The sequence below is a fragment of the Mesorhizobium sp. B2-4-3 genome (genome assembly GCF_006442815.1).
Classification (GTDB): domain Bacteria; phylum Pseudomonadota; class Alphaproteobacteria; order Rhizobiales; family Rhizobiaceae; genus Mesorhizobium.
In genome coordinates, this window is the sequence record NZ_VFVL01000008.1 from 142,190 (window position 1) to 157,386 (window position 15,197).

13 protein-coding genes are annotated in these 15,197 nt (G+C 63.8%); 5 read left to right on the forward strand and 8 right to left on the reverse strand.

Going from position 1 to position 15,197, the window contains the following annotated elements:
* Positions 1-5: 5 nt before the first annotated feature.
* The 7 genes from FJ956_RS11105 to FJ956_RS11140 all read right to left on the reverse strand — a co-directional run bounded on the left by FJ956_RS11105 (position 6) and on the right by FJ956_RS11140 (position 8,612).
* On the reverse strand, positions 6-2,570 hold the full coding sequence (locus tag FJ956_RS11105; protein WP_140674258.1) for a PAS domain-containing sensor histidine kinase: 2,565 nt from the start codon (positions 2,568-2,570) through the stop codon (positions 6-8).
* 190 nt (positions 2,571-2,760) lie between these two features.
* Positions 2,761-4,161 carry an adenosylhomocysteinase gene (ahcY, locus tag FJ956_RS11110; protein WP_140674261.1) on the reverse strand — a complete coding sequence of 467 codons (1,401 nt, stop codon included), beginning with the start codon at positions 4,159-4,161 and terminating at the stop codon, positions 2,761-2,763.
* A gap of 478 nt (positions 4,162-4,639) precedes the next feature.
* Positions 4,640-4,936: an HPr family phosphocarrier protein gene (locus tag FJ956_RS11115; protein WP_140658726.1), complete on the reverse strand. Its 297-nt coding sequence runs from the start codon at positions 4,934-4,936 to the stop codon at positions 4,640-4,642.
* A complete protein-coding gene (locus FJ956_RS11120; protein ID WP_140674263.1) occupies positions 4,933-5,334 on the reverse strand; it encodes a PTS sugar transporter subunit IIA in 402 nt (133 codons plus the stop codon). Before FJ956_RS11120 ends, FJ956_RS11115 begins: the two co-directional genes overlap by 4 nt.
* Positions 5,335-5,498: 164 nt before the next feature.
* Positions 5,499-5,960, reverse strand: a complete 462-nt coding sequence (locus tag FJ956_RS11130; RefSeq protein WP_140674268.1) for an HPr kinase/phosphorylase — start codon at positions 5,958-5,960, stop codon at positions 5,499-5,501.
* 14 nt (positions 5,961-5,974) lie between these two features.
* The gene (locus FJ956_RS11135) at positions 5,975-7,759 is read right to left on the reverse strand and encodes a sensor histidine kinase (protein ID WP_140674270.1); all 1,785 of its coding nucleotides are present in this window, start codon (positions 7,757-7,759) and stop codon (positions 5,975-5,977) included.
* 151 nt (positions 7,760-7,910) lie between these two features.
* Complete coding sequence (locus FJ956_RS11140) at positions 7,911-8,612, reverse strand: response regulator transcription factor (RefSeq protein ID WP_006201274.1); 702 nt, start codon at positions 8,610-8,612, stop codon at positions 7,911-7,913.
* A 341-nt stretch (positions 8,613-8,953) separates the two neighbouring features.
* Between FJ956_RS11140 and FJ956_RS11145 the strand changes: the two genes are divergently transcribed.
* The 5 genes from FJ956_RS11145 (at position 8,954) to FJ956_RS11165 (ending at position 13,852) form a co-directional block, all read left to right on the forward strand.
* Positions 8,954-10,564, forward strand: a complete 1,611-nt coding sequence (locus tag FJ956_RS11145; protein WP_140674272.1) for a phosphoenolpyruvate carboxykinase — start codon at positions 8,954-8,956, stop codon at positions 10,562-10,564.
* An 81-nt stretch (positions 10,565-10,645) separates the two neighbouring features.
* Positions 10,646-11,083 (forward strand): alternative ribosome rescue aminoacyl-tRNA hydrolase ArfB, encoded by a 438-nt coding sequence (gene arfB, locus FJ956_RS11150; RefSeq protein ID WP_140674274.1) that lies wholly within the window; start codon positions 10,646-10,648, stop codon positions 11,081-11,083.
* Between the two features lie 178 nt (positions 11,084-11,261).
* Positions 11,262-11,741: a peptidoglycan-binding protein LysM gene (lysM, locus tag FJ956_RS11155; RefSeq protein WP_140674276.1), complete on the forward strand. Its 480-nt coding sequence runs from the start codon at positions 11,262-11,264 to the stop codon at positions 11,739-11,741.
* Positions 11,742-11,949: 208 nt separating this feature from the next.
* The gene (locus FJ956_RS11160; RefSeq protein WP_140674278.1) at positions 11,950-12,567 is read left to right on the forward strand and encodes an alpha-ketoglutarate-dependent dioxygenase AlkB; all 618 of its coding nucleotides are present in this window, start codon (positions 11,950-11,952) and stop codon (positions 12,565-12,567) included.
* Positions 12,568-12,682: 115 nt separating this feature from the next.
* Positions 12,683-13,852: a glycosyltransferase family 87 protein gene (locus tag FJ956_RS11165; RefSeq protein WP_181181043.1), complete on the forward strand. Its 1,170-nt coding sequence runs from the start codon at positions 12,683-12,685 to the stop codon at positions 13,850-13,852.
* 79 nt (positions 13,853-13,931) lie between these two features.
* Here FJ956_RS11165 and FJ956_RS11170 read toward each other — a convergent pair whose 3' ends face one another.
* The gene (locus FJ956_RS11170; RefSeq protein ID WP_140674282.1) at positions 13,932-15,140 is read right to left on the reverse strand and encodes a glycosyltransferase family 87 protein; all 1,209 of its coding nucleotides are present in this window, start codon (positions 15,138-15,140) and stop codon (positions 13,932-13,934) included.
* Between the last annotated feature and the right edge of the window lie 57 nt (positions 15,141-15,197).

A 15,197-nucleotide genomic window follows, 5' to 3' on the forward strand; every position in this document is an offset into this window, starting at 1 on the left:
CCGCGCTACTCGGCCGCGTCGCGGATGCCCGCCGGCGTATCCGGGATTCCGGAAGGCTTGTCCGGGAAGATGCAGATGACCGTGGTGCCCCTGTCCTGGCCGGTCTCGATGCGCACGGTTCCGCCATGCAGTTCGACGAAGCTCTTGACGATCGAGAGGCCCAGCCCGGCGCCGCGCCGCCGTCCGCCATTGGCGCGCGGCTCGAAGCGGCGGAAGACTGATTCCAGCACGTCCGGCGGCATGCCGGGGCCGTCGTCATGCACCGAGAACTCGACGCTGTCGGCCAAGCGGCGGCATGTCAGCGTGATCGTGCTCGCCTCCGGCGCGTAGTTTGCCGCGTTGCTGAGCAGGTTGTAGAGGATCTGGCGGATGCGGATCTCGTCGCCATGGAAGCTCGCGGGCGCCTCCGCCGCGTCGATCTCGAGCTTGATCCGGTGCTCGTCCAGCCGGTCGGCGACCAGCTCCGCCGCAGCCGCGATCGTCCGGTCGATGTTCATTTCGGAAATGTCGAGCTGCATGATGCCGGCATCGACGGTGGCCAGGTCGAGGATATCGTTGACGATGGTGAGCAGCACCGACGACGACGAGCCGACATGCTCGACATATTCGCGCTGTTTGGGCGTCAGCGGCCCGGTCGCGGGCAGCGACAGAAGCTCGGTGAAGCCGATGATGTTGGTCAGCGGCGAGCGCAGCTCATAGGACACGTGCTGCACGAATTCGTTCTTCAGCTGGTCGGACTTCTCCAGCGCCTCGTTCCTGTCCTTCAGCGCCCGTTCGACATTGACGGTGTCGGTGACGTCGACGAAGGTGATCATCACCTGGCCGTTCGGCAGGTGGATCACCGCGTAGCTCAGCACCGTGCCGTTGACGAGCTCGATCTGGCCGCGCCGGTCGCGCCGCTCGTCGTCGAAGCCGGTGACCGCGGCGACGAAGCCGCCCCACGGGCTGTTCACGGCGCGCTGGTCGCACAGGTCGCGGATCGCCGAAACATGGACGTTCGGCTTGACCGCCTCCACCGTCAGCCCCCACAGCGCGACGAAGGCCGGATTGGACAGGCGCAGCCGGCCGTCTGGACCGAACACGGCCACGCCTTCGGCGAGGTTGTCCAGCGTCTCGCCCTGCACCCGCACGGCGGTCTGGTAGCGGCTTTCGAGGTCCATCTTCTCGGTCAGGTTCTCGAACACCCAGGTGACGCCGCCCTTCGGCTGCGGGTTCGCCACGACGCGGATCGTCTTGCCGTCCGGCAGGTGCCACCAATGCTCCTGCGATTCGACGGCGCGATAGGCGCCGAGCAGGTTTTCCTTCCAGCGCCGCCATTCCGGCTGCTCGGCGATCCTGCCTTCTGAGCGCAGCCTGTCGAGCAGCAACGTGTTGGAGGGAGCGCTGAGCAGGAAGCCCGAGTCGAGACCCCACAGCTTCTGGAAGGCCTGGTTGAAGAAGCGCAGCTTTTCCTCGGTGTCGAAGATCGCTACCGCCGTGTTCAACTGGTCCAGCGTGTCGGCATGGCTGCGCACGGTCCGCTCATACTCGGCGCGGATCGTCTCGGCGGCACTGGTGTCGCAGGCAAGTCCCGCCGAACCGTCGGCGCCGGCGAAATCGGTGACCGCGAACATGCGGCGGTCGCCCTCGATCACGGTGGAAAGCGTCTGCTCGAAGACCGGGCGCGACTTGTGCTGCTCGGCGATCTGCTCGCGTGCCTGGCCCCCGAGGAATTCCTTCGCGTCGCGCACGGCCGCGACCGTGCTTTCCGCCTCCACCGCCTCGGCATAGGCGCGGTTGACCCATTGCAATCGCCCGTCCGCGCCGCGTAGCCACACCGGCATCTTCAACGCGTCGAGCAAGCCGACCATGGTGTCGTAGTCGGCGCTGAGCCGCTGGTTCTCGATCTTCAGCCTGGCCTGGTTGCGCAGCGTCTCCGACAGCGAGACGAAGCGCACCAGCACATGCGCCGCGCTCTTGCGGCCATGCACCTCCAGCGGCACGCCGGCCTGCGTTTCGATGACCAGGTCGAAGGCCTTCGCCTGTTCACGCAGCGCCGCGACCGCGTGCTCCAGCGCCGCCGCCGAGCGCGGCATCAGCCAGCGGCCGAAGGCCAGGAAAGCGGATCTGTCGTCGGGCGCGCCGCTTTCCAGCGGCAGGCTGCCGATGAGCTCGGGCTTCTTGTTGTCCGTGGTCCACACCACCAGGCGCTGGTCGCGCAGGTTGAGCAGCGCCTCGGAACGCTGCAGCGCCGCGTTGACGTCCGCGACGCGAGCCCTGAGCTGGACATTCTGCGAGGCGGTGCGGGCGCGCTCTCGGATCAGGAAGATGGCCGAGACAAGTGCTGCGCCCATGACGCCGACGAACATGGCGAGCTGCATGACCTCGGCGGTGTTGACGGACGCCGAGGCCTTTACCGGAGCACCTGTCTGGGCGTGGGCCGCGAAGGCGAGCAGCGGGCCGGCAAGCGCCGAGGTGGCAAGCAGTGAGGCCAGCCGCACGCCGGCACGAAAACCGCCGCCGCTCACGTTCGAATCCTCATGGCCGCCGGAAACGGCCTTTCCCGCGCGTGGCGGGTAATCCCCCGGCATGTCTTGGTCCTCTTCGCCGCTTGAATGCAAGACCGCCCTGAATGCGTCCTCGGCCCAACATGTCCCCGGACCGCGAATCACAACAATAACGCTTGCCGGAATCGGCGTGAAGAATCATTGGCGCAAAAAATAAAGCCGGATGGAAAGTCAACCACCCGGCTTCAATATATGGTAGATAATTTCGCTTTGGTTAATAGCGGTAGTGTTCGGGCTTGTACGGGCCCTGCGGCGTCACGCCGATATAGGCGGCCTGTTCGCCGGACAGCTCGGTGAGCTTGGCGCCGAGCTTGTCGAGATGCAGCCGCGCGACCTTCTCGTCGAGGTGCTTGGGCAGCACATAGACCTGGTTCTCGTACTGGCCGTGCTTGCTGAAAAGCTCGATCTGCGCCAGCACCTGGTTGGTGAAAGAGGCCGACATGACGAAGCTCGGATGTCCGGTGGCGTTGCCGAGGTTGAGCAGGCGGCCCTCGGACAGGAGGATCATCCGCTTGCCGTCCGGGAAGGTGATCAGGTCGACCTGCGGCTTGACGTTGGTCCATTTCAGGTTGCGCAGCGACGCCACCTGGATCTCGTTGTCGAAGTGGCCGATATTGCCGACGATCACCATGTCCTTCATCGACCGCATATGGTCGAGCGTGACGACGTCCTTGTTGCCGGTGGTGGTGATGACGATGTCGGCGTTGGGGGCGGCGTCTTCCAGCGTCACCACCTCATAGCCGTCCATCGCCGCCTGCAGCGCGCAGATCGGGTCGACCTCGGTGACTTTGACGCGGGCGCCGGCGCCGCGCAGCGAGGCCGACGAGCCCTTGCCGACATCGCCATAGCCGCAGACCACCGCGACCTTGCCAGCCATCATCGTGTCGGTGCCGCGGCGGATGCCGTCGACCAGCGATTCCTTGCAGCCGTATTTATTGTCGAATTTCGACTTGGTGACGGAATCGTTGACGTTGATCGCCGGGAAGGGCAGCAGGCCCTTCTTCTGCAGCTGGTAGAGCCGGTTGACGCCGGTGGTGGTCTCCTCGGTGACGCCGCGGATCGCTTCGCGCTGCTTGGTGAAGAAGCCGGGCGAGGCCTTCAGGCGCTTCTTGATCTGCGCGACGAAGTATTCTTCCTCCTCGCTCTGCGGATTGGACAGCACATCCTCCCCGGCCTCGGCGCGCGCGCCGACCAGAATGTACATGGTGGCGTCGCCGCCATCGTCGAGGATCATGTTGGAGAGGCCGCCATCGGCCCACTGGAAGATCTTGTCGGTGTAATCCCAGTAGTCCTCGAGCGACTCGCCCTTGATGGCGAACACCGGAACGCCGGCCTCGGCGATCGCGGCGGCCGCATGGTCCTGGGTCGAGAAGATGTTGCAGGACGCCCAGCGGATGTCGGCGCCCAGCGCCTTCAGCGTCTCGATCAGCACCGCCGTCTGGATGGTCATGTGCAGCGAGCCGGTGATGCGCGCGCCCTTCAGCGGCTTCTTGGCGCCGAACTCCTCGCGGCAGGCCATCAGGCCCGGCATTTCGGTTTCGGCGATCTCGATCTCCTTGCGGCCCCAGCCGGCGAGCGAGATGTCGGCGACCACATAGTCCTTGCTACCCGTCATGGCAGTGCTCCGGTGTGATTTTTTCTCAAAGACGCGCCGGCGCCGGGAGGCGCATGGGAGGGCGCGGTTGCCGGCCTGACTAGCAGATCGGCCGTCGCACGACAATGGGATATAAAGAAATCTTTATGCGCGCATGTCCTGGAAAAGCGAAGCTGTTCCGTGAAATCAGCGCAAACGCCGGGGATTGGTTGAAGCCGCTCCCAATCTCGTCATTCTATGGCGGAGCAAGGAGCGAAGCGACGCGGCGCAGACCATAGAATCCATTCCGTGACCTTGGAGCGCCGCCACGGTGCAGAATTCTGCTCCGTTGCACGCCTTGGCGGAGGTAACGGCATGGATTCCAGGGTCTTCGCGACGGAGCTTCGCTCCTGCTCCGCCCTGGAATGACGATCGCGATTGCGCGTTTCGGCCATCTCCAACGCTTGCCACCTGCCAACGCGAACAGAGCCGACCGGTCAAAATCCCCTGTGCTGGGGAACTAGATTTCCTCGCCGAAACGCGAGGCGACCAGCTGCTCCAGCGCATCCATGGCCGGCACGGCTTCCGGGCCGCTGGCGATGACGCGGATCGAATAACCCGGGCTTGCCGCCAGCATCATCAGGCCCATGATCGAGGTGCCGCCGACCTTCACACCGTCCTTCTCGACATGGATGGTGGCGTCGAAGCCGCTGGCGACCTGGACGAACTTGGCCGAAGCGCGCGCGTGCAGGCCGCGCTGATTGATGATCGGGAACTCCCGCACCACCTCATCCGTACGCGGCGCCGGTGCGTTCATTTGCTGCTCAGGAGCTGGCTGGCGACGTTGATGTATTTGCGGCCCGCCGCCTGCGCTTCGTCGAGCGCGGCGGCCATGTTGTCGCCCTTGCGGATCGAGGAGAGCTTGATCAGCATCGGCAGGTTCATGCCGGCGATGACCTCGGTGCGGCCGGATTCCATCACCGAGATGGCGAGGTTGGAGGGCGTGCCGCCGAACATGTCGGTGAGCACGATGACGCCGGTTCCGGTGTCGACGCGCGCCACGGCGTCGACGATGTCGGCCCGGCGCTGCTCCATGTCGTCGTCGGCGCCGATCGCCACGGTTTCGAAATTGTCTTGCGGCCCGACGACATGCTCTACGGCATGCCGGAACTCGGTAGCGAGTTGACCGTGCGTCACGAGCACGAGTCCGATCATTCTCTGGTGGCTCCCGTCATCGCCGCTTTACAGGCGTATCTTATGTTCGCCGGCCATTCCAGGCGGCGGGAGCGCTATCTTGTCGACGCACGGCCGGTTGACAAGCCCAAAATTGCGGCGGCCCGGGCCATTTTGACGCATCGCAGCAAAAATCCCGGGCCGGATCATGAAAAAGGCTGGATCGACAGCCGCGCCATCAGCATGGACAGCGCGGCGGTGATATTTTGCCGGGCGACATCGACGCGGGGCAGCCGGCATCCGTCGATCGTTTCCGCGGCTTCGTCCTGCAGGCGCGCCATGTCGGCCGGCTCGACCAGCCGCACCATGAGGTCGATCACGGCGGCCGGTTCGAAAGCCAGCGGCCGCGGGCCGATGCCGTGCACCTCGGCGAGACCGGCGATGCTCGCCGGCGCACGGCACACCAGCCGGCCGCCATGGGCCACCGCAAACAACTGGTCGTCGCCCACCAGCCGGGCAAAAAGCCCCCGCGCGCGGCAATGATCGATCAGCGCCAGCGCCAGCGTCGTCTTGCCGGCGCCCGACGGTCCGGTGATCAGCACGCCGCGCTCGCCGACCAGTACGGCTGTCCCATGGATGTTGCGGGGCTTTGCGGCGGCGTCTGGCATGTTCGGCTCGGCGATCAGCCTTCCGCCGGCAGCGTCACCACGAAACGCGCGCCCTTGATCTCGCCGGGCTTGGTGCCGGGGATGTTCTCGGCCGTCAGCGTGCCGCCATGCGCCTCGACGATCTGGCGGCTGATCGACAGCCCGAGGCCGGAGTTCTGGCCGAATGCCTCGCCGGCCGGCCGGTCGGTATAGAAGCGCTCGAAGATGCGATCGATCTTCTCGGCCCGGATACCCGGACCGTTGTCGTCGACGGTGATGATGTTGAACTTGCCCGCGCGCGCCAACGAGATCGCTATGTGGCCATGCTCGTCGGGCACGAAGGAACGCGCGTTCTCGATCAGGTTGGTGATGACCTGACCGATCCTGAGGTCATGGCCGACAACGAAATATCCTTTGGCGCCGGCCGGCAGCTTGGCGACCTTGAGCTCGATCTCGACGGCCTTCTTGTTGCGCGTCGCCTCGCGCGAGACCGCGATGAGATCGGTGGTGAATTTCTTCAGGTCGACGGTCGCGGCATCCTCGCGCGCAAGCTCGGCATCGAGCCGCGAAGCGTCCGAGATGTCGGTGATCAGCCGGTCGAGCCGCCTCACATCGTGCTGGATGATTTCCATCAGACGCGCGCGAGACGTATCATTTTTCGCCAAAGGTAATGTCTCGACCGCGCTGCGCAGCGAAGTCAGCGGGTTCTTCAATTCATGCGAGACATCCGCCGCGAAACTCTCGATCGCCTCGATTCTCGCGTACAGCGCATTCGTCATGTCGCGCACGGCAATGGACAAATTGCCGATCTCGTCCTGGCGATCGGAAAAATCGGGGATTTCCTCGCGGCTCTTGACGCCGCGCCGCACCCTGACGGCGGCCGCGGAAAGCCGGCGCAGCGGATTGGCGATGGTGGAGGCGAGCAGCATCGACAGGATCGCGGTGACCAAAGCCGCCACCCCGAACACGCGCAGGATCGCCTTGCGCTCGGCCGCCACGATCTTGTCGATGTCGCCGCCTTCGGTGGACAGCATCAGCACGCCGAGCACGGCGCGGAAGCGCTGGATCGGCACCGCGACGGAGACGATCTGCTCGCCCTGCTCGCTCACCCGCACGATGGTCGAGGGGCTGCCGGTCAGCGCCTTGACCACTTCGGGGAAGGCCGCGCCATTGCCGCCGGGCTGCTCGTGGTAGACCGGCAGGTCCTTGTTGCGGAAGAAGTCGAAGATGAATTTCTCGACTCGCTCCACGACGCCGGGCTGTTCGTCTTCGACCGGCGGCAGGTCGTAGCGCAGGATCTGGCCGCGCGAATAAAGATGCCGCGAATCGAGCAGCAGGTTGGCGTCGCGGTCATAGATGCGGGCGCGGGTGCGCGTCGGCGAGATCAAGCGTCGCAGCACCGGCGCCACGCGCTCGGGATTGATCGGGAAATCGAGATTGTCGAGCTGGTCCGACCCCGGCCCCAGGCTTTCGCCCGCCTGCAGCTCAAGCAGCTTTTCCGGGTCGATGCTGATCGAATCGGTCTCGACGGTCGCCGAAGCCGCGATCGCGCCGGCGATGATCTCGCCCTGCGTCATCAGGCTTTCGACGCGCGCGTCGATCAGCCCGTCGCGGAAGGTGTTGAGATAAAGGATGCCGGTGACCAGCACGGCGAGGCCGGCCAGGTTGAGGAACAGGATGCGCCGGGTCAGGCTGGAGAAGATGTGATGGCCGAGAAACCGGCGCATCGGCACCGTGAATTTCGACACGAAGGCGGGCACGATCCGCGACGGGCGCCTTGCCGCGCCCGCCCGTCTGCCTCGCTCTACTTCCACTGCCATCGACTAGCAGGCCCTGCTTAGTTGGTGAGTAGCGAGTAGTGAGTAGGGAATAGAGACATGGTTGGCTGACCGCGGCTATGAATGAGCGGCCGCTCTCACCATTCAAAACTGACTACCGACTATTCCCTACTGCCTACTCACTACTGCCTATTCAAGCCTCGCGGAACCGGTATCCGACTCCGTAAAGGGTTTCGATCATCTCGAAGTCGTCGTCGACGGCCTTGAACTTCTTGCGCAGCCGCTTGATGTGGCTGTCGATGGTGCGGTCGTCGACATAGACCTGCTCATCATAGGCCGAATCCATCAGCGCATCACGGCTTTTTACCACGCCGGGGCGCTGCGCCAGCGAATGCAGGATGAGGAATTCGGTCACCGTCAGCGTCACCGGCTCGCCCTTCCAGGTGCAGGTGTGCCGCTCCTGGTCCATCACCAGCTGGCCGCGTTCGAGCGAGCGGGCCTGCTGGCTCGGCGCCTTGGCCGCCGCCTCGCGGGCGCTGGTCCGGCGCAGCACGGCGCGCACGCGCTCGACAAGCAGGCGCTGCGAGAAGGGTTTGCGGATGAAGTCGTCGGCACCCATCTTGAGGCCGAACAATTCGTCGATCTCGTCGTCCTTTGACGTCAGGAAGATGACCGGCAGGTCCGACTTCTGGCGCATGCGGCGCAACAGCTCCATGCCGTCCATGCGCGGCATCTTGATGTCGAGGATGGCGAGGTTCGGCGGCCGCGCCGCCAGGCCTTCCAGCGCCGACGCGCCGTCGGTGTAGGTTTCGACCCGATAGCCCTCGGACTCGAGCGCGATCGACACCGATGTCAGAATGTTGCGGTCGTCGTCGACAAGCGCGATTGTTGCCATTTCAAGCGGCTCCCTCATGAGCTGTCCCTTCTGTCGTCGAGAAGGGGCTTTTGCAGGACAAATTGGGTACAAAATGTGGCACGGGCCTTGTCCGAAGTCACGAGCGGCCTGCCGTCACACGCCATCGCACCCTAATTGGGATTGGACGAACCGAGCCTGCCAATCCTTTGGGCAACCTCTATGGTTTTTTGCACATATAAACGATTTAAACAACTTTCAAATTTTTTAAATCGATTAATGATTTGATATCATTCGGCTTTTCTGGTTCTGAACCTGACGGCCCCAGCGCGGGCTCCGGGAAGTCACCCGTCAGATGCGGCCAAATCCAGAGAGGAAATTTGATGTCGGAAGCCGGCAAACGCAACCCCGACTGCGCCATCGACGCGATAGGCCTGAAGACAACGGGCATGGTACGCTATAATTTTGGCGCCGCCGAACTCTACGAGGAAGCGATCCGGCGCGGCGAGGCGAGATTGACCGCGCAGGGCGCGCTGGTCGCCGAGACCGGCCAGCACACCGGGCGTTCGCCGAAGGACAAATTCGTCGTGCGCGACGAGGCGACCGGCGGCCAAGTCTGGTGGGACAACAACAAGGCGATCTCGCCGGGTGAGTTCGAGGCGCTGCTGGCGGATTTCAAGGCTCATGCGGCCGGCAAGGATCTCTACGTGCAGGACCTCGTCGGCGGCGCCGACGCCGATCTCAAGCTGCCGACCCGGGTCATCACCGAATTCGCCTGGCATTCGCTGTTCATCCGCAATCTTTTGATCCGCCCCGAAGCCGCCGAACTCGAGCATTTCGTGCCGGACATGACGATCGTCGACCTGCCATCCTTCCGCGCCGATCCCGCCCGCCATGGCACCCGCACCGAAACGGTGATCGCCGTCGACCTCACCCGCAAGATCGTGCTGATCGGCGGCACCTCCTATGCCGGCGAGATGAAGAAGTCGGTGTTCACGATGCTGAACTACCTGCTGCCGTCACAGGGCGTCATGCCGATGCACTGCTCCGCCAATGAAGGTCCGGACAGCGACGCGGCCGTCTTCTTCGGCCTGTCCGGCACCGGCAAGACGACCCTTTCCGCGGATCCGTCGCGCACGCTGATCGGCGATGACGAGCATGGCTGGGGCCCGCACGGCATCTTCAATTTCGAAGGCGGCTGCTACGCCAAGACGATCAGGCTGTCCGCGGAGGCCGAGCCTGAGATATTCGCCACCACGCAGCGCTTCGGCACGGTGCTGGAGAACGTGGTGCTCGACGCCTGCCGCGTTCCGGATTTCAACGATGGCAGCCTGACCGAGAACACGCGCTGCGCCTATCCGCTGGACTTTATCCCCAATGCCTCGAAGACCGGCCGCGCCGGTCATCCGAAGAACATCATCATGCTGACCGCCGATGCCTTCGGCGTCATGCCGCCGATCGCGAGGCTGACGCCGGCGCAGGCGATGTACCACTTCCTGTCGGGCTATACCGCCAAGGTTGCGGGCACGGAAAAGGGCGTCACCGAGCCGGAAGCGACGTTCTCGACCTGCTTCGGCGCCCCGTTCATGCCGCGCCACCCGTCCGAATACGGCAATCTGCTGCGCGAGCTGATCGCCGGCCATGGCGTCGACTGCTGGCTGGTCAACACCGGCTGGACCGGCGGCGCCTACGGCACCGGCCGCCGCATGCCGATCAAGGTGACGCGCGCCTTGCTGGGCGCCGCGCTCGACGGCTCGCTGAAGTCGGCCGAGTTCCGCACCGACGCCAATTTCGGGTTCGAGGTGCCGGTGGCGGTCCCGGGTGTCGACGGCGCCATTCTCGACCCGCGCTCGACCTGGGCGGACAAGGCCGGCTACGACCGCCAGGCCGCAAAGCTGGTCAATATGTTCGCGACCAATTTCGAGAAGTTCGAACGCCACGTCGACGCCACCATCCTCGGCGCGGCCCCGCGCTTGCAGGAAGCGGCTGAATAGCGGCCGCTTCTCATCTTTCCTCCAGGGCCTGGCTCGCGCCGGGCCTTTTCTTTTTGCCGTCATCGCGTCATGAGTGCGTGCATGGCAAGCGACGACGACATCATCATCTCGGGCGAAGCGGTCATTCGTGCGAGCGACCTGCATGAGGACTTCATCCGCTCGTCCGGTCCGGGCGGCCAGAACGTCAACAAGGTGGCCACCGCCGTGCAGTTGCGCTTCGACGCGGCGAACGCTTCGGGCCTCAGCGAGCGCGTGCGCGAGCGTGCCATCAAGCTTGCCGGCCAGCGCGCCACCAAGGACGGCGTCATCGTCATCGAGGCCGGCCGCTTCCGCACCCAGGAGCAGAACCGGGCCGATGCGCGGGCGCGGCTGACGGCGTTGATCGCCAAGGCGGCCGAGCCGCCACCGCCGCCGCGCAAGAAGACCAGGCCGTCCAAAGGCGCCGTGGAGCGCCGTCTCAAGAGCAAGGCGGGCCGATCGACGGTGAAAAAGCTGCGCGGCCGTGTCGAGAACGATTAGAGCAATTCCAGGAAAAGTGAGAGCGGTTTTCCGTCCGGAATTGCGTCAAAACAAGAGATAGAGCGGTTCGCCGTTTCCGTGAAACGGTGAAACGCTCTAAGCACGGTTGAATCAGCTGCTTCCAATTCTGGGTTGCAGATGGCAAGCTCCGATTGCTGCAACAGCGAGGAGACCAGCTATGGGTATTTTCGATTTCGTCAAAGGCGTCGGCAAGAAGCTCGGCATCGGCGGCGACGACGAGGCATCGCCAAGCGCGGATACGTTGAAGAAGGAGCTCGATTCCCACAAGCTGGGCACGGACGGCGTCGAGGTTGCCGTCCAGGGCGACACCGCGGTTTTGAAGGGCACGGTCAAGGATCAGTCGGCCTTCGAAAAGGCGGTGATCGCCGTCGGCAACACGCTCGGCGTCTCCAAGGTGCAGGCGGACGAGTTGAAGGTCGCGCCCGAGGCCGGCAAGGCGGCGGCGCCGGCCAAGGAACCGACGCTTTATACCGTCCAGAAGGGCGACAATCTCTGGAAGATCGCCGAGAAGTCTTACGGCAAGGGCAAGGGCGCGAAGAACAACATCATCTTCGAGGCCAACAAGCCGATGCTGACGCATCCCGACAAGATCTATCCCGGCCAGGTGTTGCGCATACCGGATATCGACCAGGCCTGAGGGGCATATCGCCGAGATTGAATAAACGGCGGCTTTCGGGTCGCCGTTTTCTTTTGCCGGTGGCATGCTAGAGCCGGATGATTTCAGGTCGAATCGACCTGAAATCTGAATCCGTCTCTAAATCAAAGAGATAGAGCATGATGTCGTCCGAAAACCGCTTCACACTTTTCGGCATCATGCTCTAGGGCAAAGAAAACGGATCGACGCAATGCTCGTCTTGCCCAAAGGCGTCCGCCATATGCCGGGCTACATCGCCCGACCGGCCCAGGAAGCGCTGGTCGAGGAGATCAGGCGCGTCGTGCAGGCAGCACCCCTCTACGTGCCGACCATGCCGCGCACCGGCAAGGAGATGAGCGTGCGCATGACCAATTGCGGCGCGCTTGGCTGGGTCACCGACAAGGAGCGCGGCTATCGCTACCAGCCGACCCATCCGGTGACGGGCGAGCCCTGGCCGCCGATCCCGGAAGCCTTGCTGCAATTATGGCGCGAGGTCTCGGCCTATCCGCATCCGCCCGAGGCATGCCTGGTCAACTTCTATGCGGCGGACGCCAAAATGGGCCTGCATCAGGATCGCGACGAGCAGGATTTCGCCGCGCCCGTGGTGTCGGTCTCGCTGGGCGACGACTGCCTGTTCCGGGTCGGCCAGGACAGGCGCGAAGGCGGCACGAAGTCGTTCAGGCTGAAGAGCGGCGACGTCGTCGTGCTTGGCGGCGAGGGACGCCTCGCCTTCCATGGCGTCGACCGCATCTATCCCGCGACGTCGGCCCTTTTGAAGAATGGCGGCCGCATCAATCTGACGCTGCGGCGGGTGACGGTGCCTGGCTGACCACTCCTCGGTGCAACGCGATTTTAAGGACACCCGGGCTACAACCGCGGTTGCGAAAACCGAGGTCGTCATGGAACCGAATTGGATCAGGACCCGAAGCCTCTTGGACGTGGCCTTGGTCACGGTCGTATCGATGATCGGTATCTGGATGGCCGAGGTCTACCTGAGCATGTTGTGGAACCTCGACGGCAGGGGGTTTTCCGAACTTTCGCATAGGCTTCCCTACTGGGATTTCACGAATCTCTGGGCAGGTTCGCGCATGGCTATTGACGGCCACGTTGCCGTCCTTTTCGATGTGGACGCCTATCGAGCGGCGCTGCGCGCCATGTTTTCGCCCGACCTTCAAAATCAGGAATGGAGCTACCCGCCGAGTATCCTCTTGCTCGGCGTTCCGCTTGCGACCTTGCCGATCCTGCCTGCTTATCTGATCTGGACGGTTGGGACCGTGCTGTGTCTGTGGCTGGCGATCCGGCCGCTGAAGCTCGGAGCGGCCCTGGAACTGGCGATTGTCTTGAGTCCCGCCGTTATCTGGAACTCGGTGTTCGGTCAGAACGGCGCGCTGACGACGGCTCTGTTGATCGGAGGTCTCGCCGTGGCGCCAAGGCGTCCGGTGCTGGCTGGTATCTTGTTCGGCCTGCTGACGATCAAGCCGCATCTTGGCATTCTGGTGCCTTTCTGCCTGCTCGCCAGCGGCAATTGGCGAGCCATTCTCACCGCCATCGCGACCGCCGTCGTGATCGCCGTCGCCACGGGCCTGTTCTTTGGCTTCGATGTCTGGCGGCTGTTCCTGACCGAAACCCGTCCGTTGATGACGGCGATCATGGAGGCTCCTTATCCGCAGCCCTACCAATACAACGCGATAACGGTGTTCTTCACGGCGAGGGCAATCGGCTTGGGTGTGGCCGCCGGCTATGGCGTGCAGGCGATCGCGACCGTCGTTTCCATCGCGGTAGCGGTCTGGCTCTGGTGGCCAGGGCGCCAGGTCTCGCATCAGGAACGCGTGGCGCTCACCGCTGTCCTTGCTATCCTAGCCACGCCTTATGGCTATACCTACGACACGATCGGTCTGGCCGTAGCGGTCGCCATGCTGGCCGCGATGACGTCAAGGCCACCCCGATTGATACTCGCGGTTTGCTGGCTCTGGCCTTTCGTCGGGCATTTTTTCACCTGGGGCGGATATTGCGTCGCCGTGCTGATCCCGCTGTTCCTCGCCGCCTGGATGCTGTTTTCTATATGGACGAGAAGCCGGAAGACTGAAGTCTCCGGAGAGCCGTCCATGGCGTAAGCGTTCGTAAGAGTGATTCAACGTTTCACGGAATCGCTCCACCAGTCTAAGTGTTTGTTTTTGCGTAAAAACAAACACTCTACGGCGCTGCGTCCATCTTGACGCTCACACGCCGCCGCAGGAAGTCGGGCGTAAGGCCGGCGTCGCGCAATGCCACGAGAAGAAGCGCGAACAGGACAATCGCGGCGAGCGGAATTTTCAGCAATCCAAACTGGATCATGGCGAGAGGCAGCAGCATCGCCAAGGTCAGGATGGCGATCCGGGTCCTGCCTTCGGGCGACGGCGGATCTCTCAATGCCATCAGCCCGAGCGCGCCGGCAAGCAGGCCGAGATCGTAGCTCAGCGCATAAGGCGTGATGATGAATGTGGCGATCAGCAGAAGAATGCTGCGGTCGCGCGCATCGCCGACACGGAAGAAGGCCGCGATGACGACCAGCGCCACGGGCGCGGCCACCGAAAGATGCAGCATGAGCGCCATGTCCGGACCGAAGTTCCAGTTGCGGAGCGCGCCATAGACCGAGGGCATCATCGCAAGGAACAGGCCCTCGAGCACCCTCATGACCGCGTTCTGGTATGGCACGACATTTTGGATGTAGCCGCGCCACGCATCGGGCCCGAAGATGGCGGCCGAGGCCGCCACCAGCAGCAGCGTGGAGATAGTGGCGCTGGCGATGACGGTCCAACGCCGCTCTGCCACCAGGAGGAACGGAAACAGCAGGCCGAGCTGCGGCTTGATCGTCAGCAGGCCGAGCAGGATGCCGGCGATGATGGGCCTTTTCTCGCGCAATGCCAGCGCGCCGAGCGCCAGGGCCGCGCAGAGATAGCCGTTTTGGGCGGCCCAGAAGTTGATAACGATGAAGGGCATTGCGGCGACCCAGGCCACGAGGTTCCGTTCGCCGATGAATGCGCGATAGGCGAAAAGGAAAGCGATGCCCGTCGTTGCCAGGAAGAGCAGCAGCGCGGTCTTGTAGCCAAACAATCCGAATGGCCAGACCAGGAAGAGGAAATGCGGCGGATAGCTCCAATTGTGCCAGGGATATTCGCTGCCGAAGGCCTCCTGGAGATGGCTGAAATAAACATCCCAAGGCCCGAACAGGTCCTGCACCTCGCCGGAGAGCAGCAATCTGGACGCCATCCAGTAGTTGGCGAAGTCCTTGTCGGCAAGGCTCGGGGCGAGGCCCGGTGCAAGGATCGCAACCACGGTCGCGCAAGCCAAGACCGCTGCCGCCATGGATGCGACCGCGAACACGAACAGATATGGCTTCGGCAGTGCCGCTAGCCGTTGCATGGAAACCTTGCCCGTTGCCTGGCCGGTTTCTTGCAGGAATCTCTTAAGAAACCCGAA

Excerpts from the sequence above, each read along its gene's own strand:
- FJ956_RS11145 (WP_140674272.1), top strand. The coding sequence starts at position 8,954 with ATGTCGGAAGCCGGCAAACGCAACCCCGACTGCGCCATCGACGCGATA.
- FJ956_RS11105 (WP_140674258.1), bottom strand. The coding sequence starts at position 2,570 with ATGCCGGGGGATTACCCGCCACGCGCGGGAAAGGCCGTTTCCGGCGGC.
- FJ956_RS11140 (WP_006201274.1), bottom strand. The coding sequence starts at position 8,612 with ATGGCAACAATCGCGCTTGTCGACGACGACCGCAACATTCTGACATCG.
- FJ956_RS11115 (WP_140658726.1), bottom strand. The coding sequence starts at position 4,936 with ATGAACGCACCGGCGCCGCGTACGGATGAGGTGGTGCGGGAGTTCCCG.
- FJ956_RS11120 (WP_140674263.1), bottom strand. The coding sequence starts at position 5,334 with ATGATCGGACTCGTGCTCGTGACGCACGGTCAACTCGCTACCGAGTTC.
- arfB (WP_140674274.1), top strand. The coding sequence starts at position 10,646 with ATGGCAAGCGACGACGACATCATCATCTCGGGCGAAGCGGTCATTCGT.
- FJ956_RS11170 (WP_140674282.1), bottom strand. The coding sequence starts at position 15,140 with ATGCAACGGCTAGCGGCACTGCCGAAGCCATATCTGTTCGTGTTCGCG.
- ahcY (WP_140674261.1), bottom strand. The coding sequence starts at position 4,161 with ATGACGGGTAGCAAGGACTATGTGGTCGCCGACATCTCGCTCGCCGGC.
- FJ956_RS11130 (WP_140674268.1), bottom strand. The coding sequence starts at position 5,960 with ATGCCAGACGCCGCCGCAAAGCCCCGCAACATCCATGGGACAGCCGTA.
- FJ956_RS11160 (WP_140674278.1), top strand. The coding sequence starts at position 11,950 with ATGCTCGTCTTGCCCAAAGGCGTCCGCCATATGCCGGGCTACATCGCC.
- lysM (WP_140674276.1), top strand. The coding sequence starts at position 11,262 with ATGGGTATTTTCGATTTCGTCAAAGGCGTCGGCAAGAAGCTCGGCATC.
- FJ956_RS11135 (WP_140674270.1), bottom strand. The coding sequence starts at position 7,759 with ATGGCAGTGGAAGTAGAGCGAGGCAGACGGGCGGGCGCGGCAAGGCGC.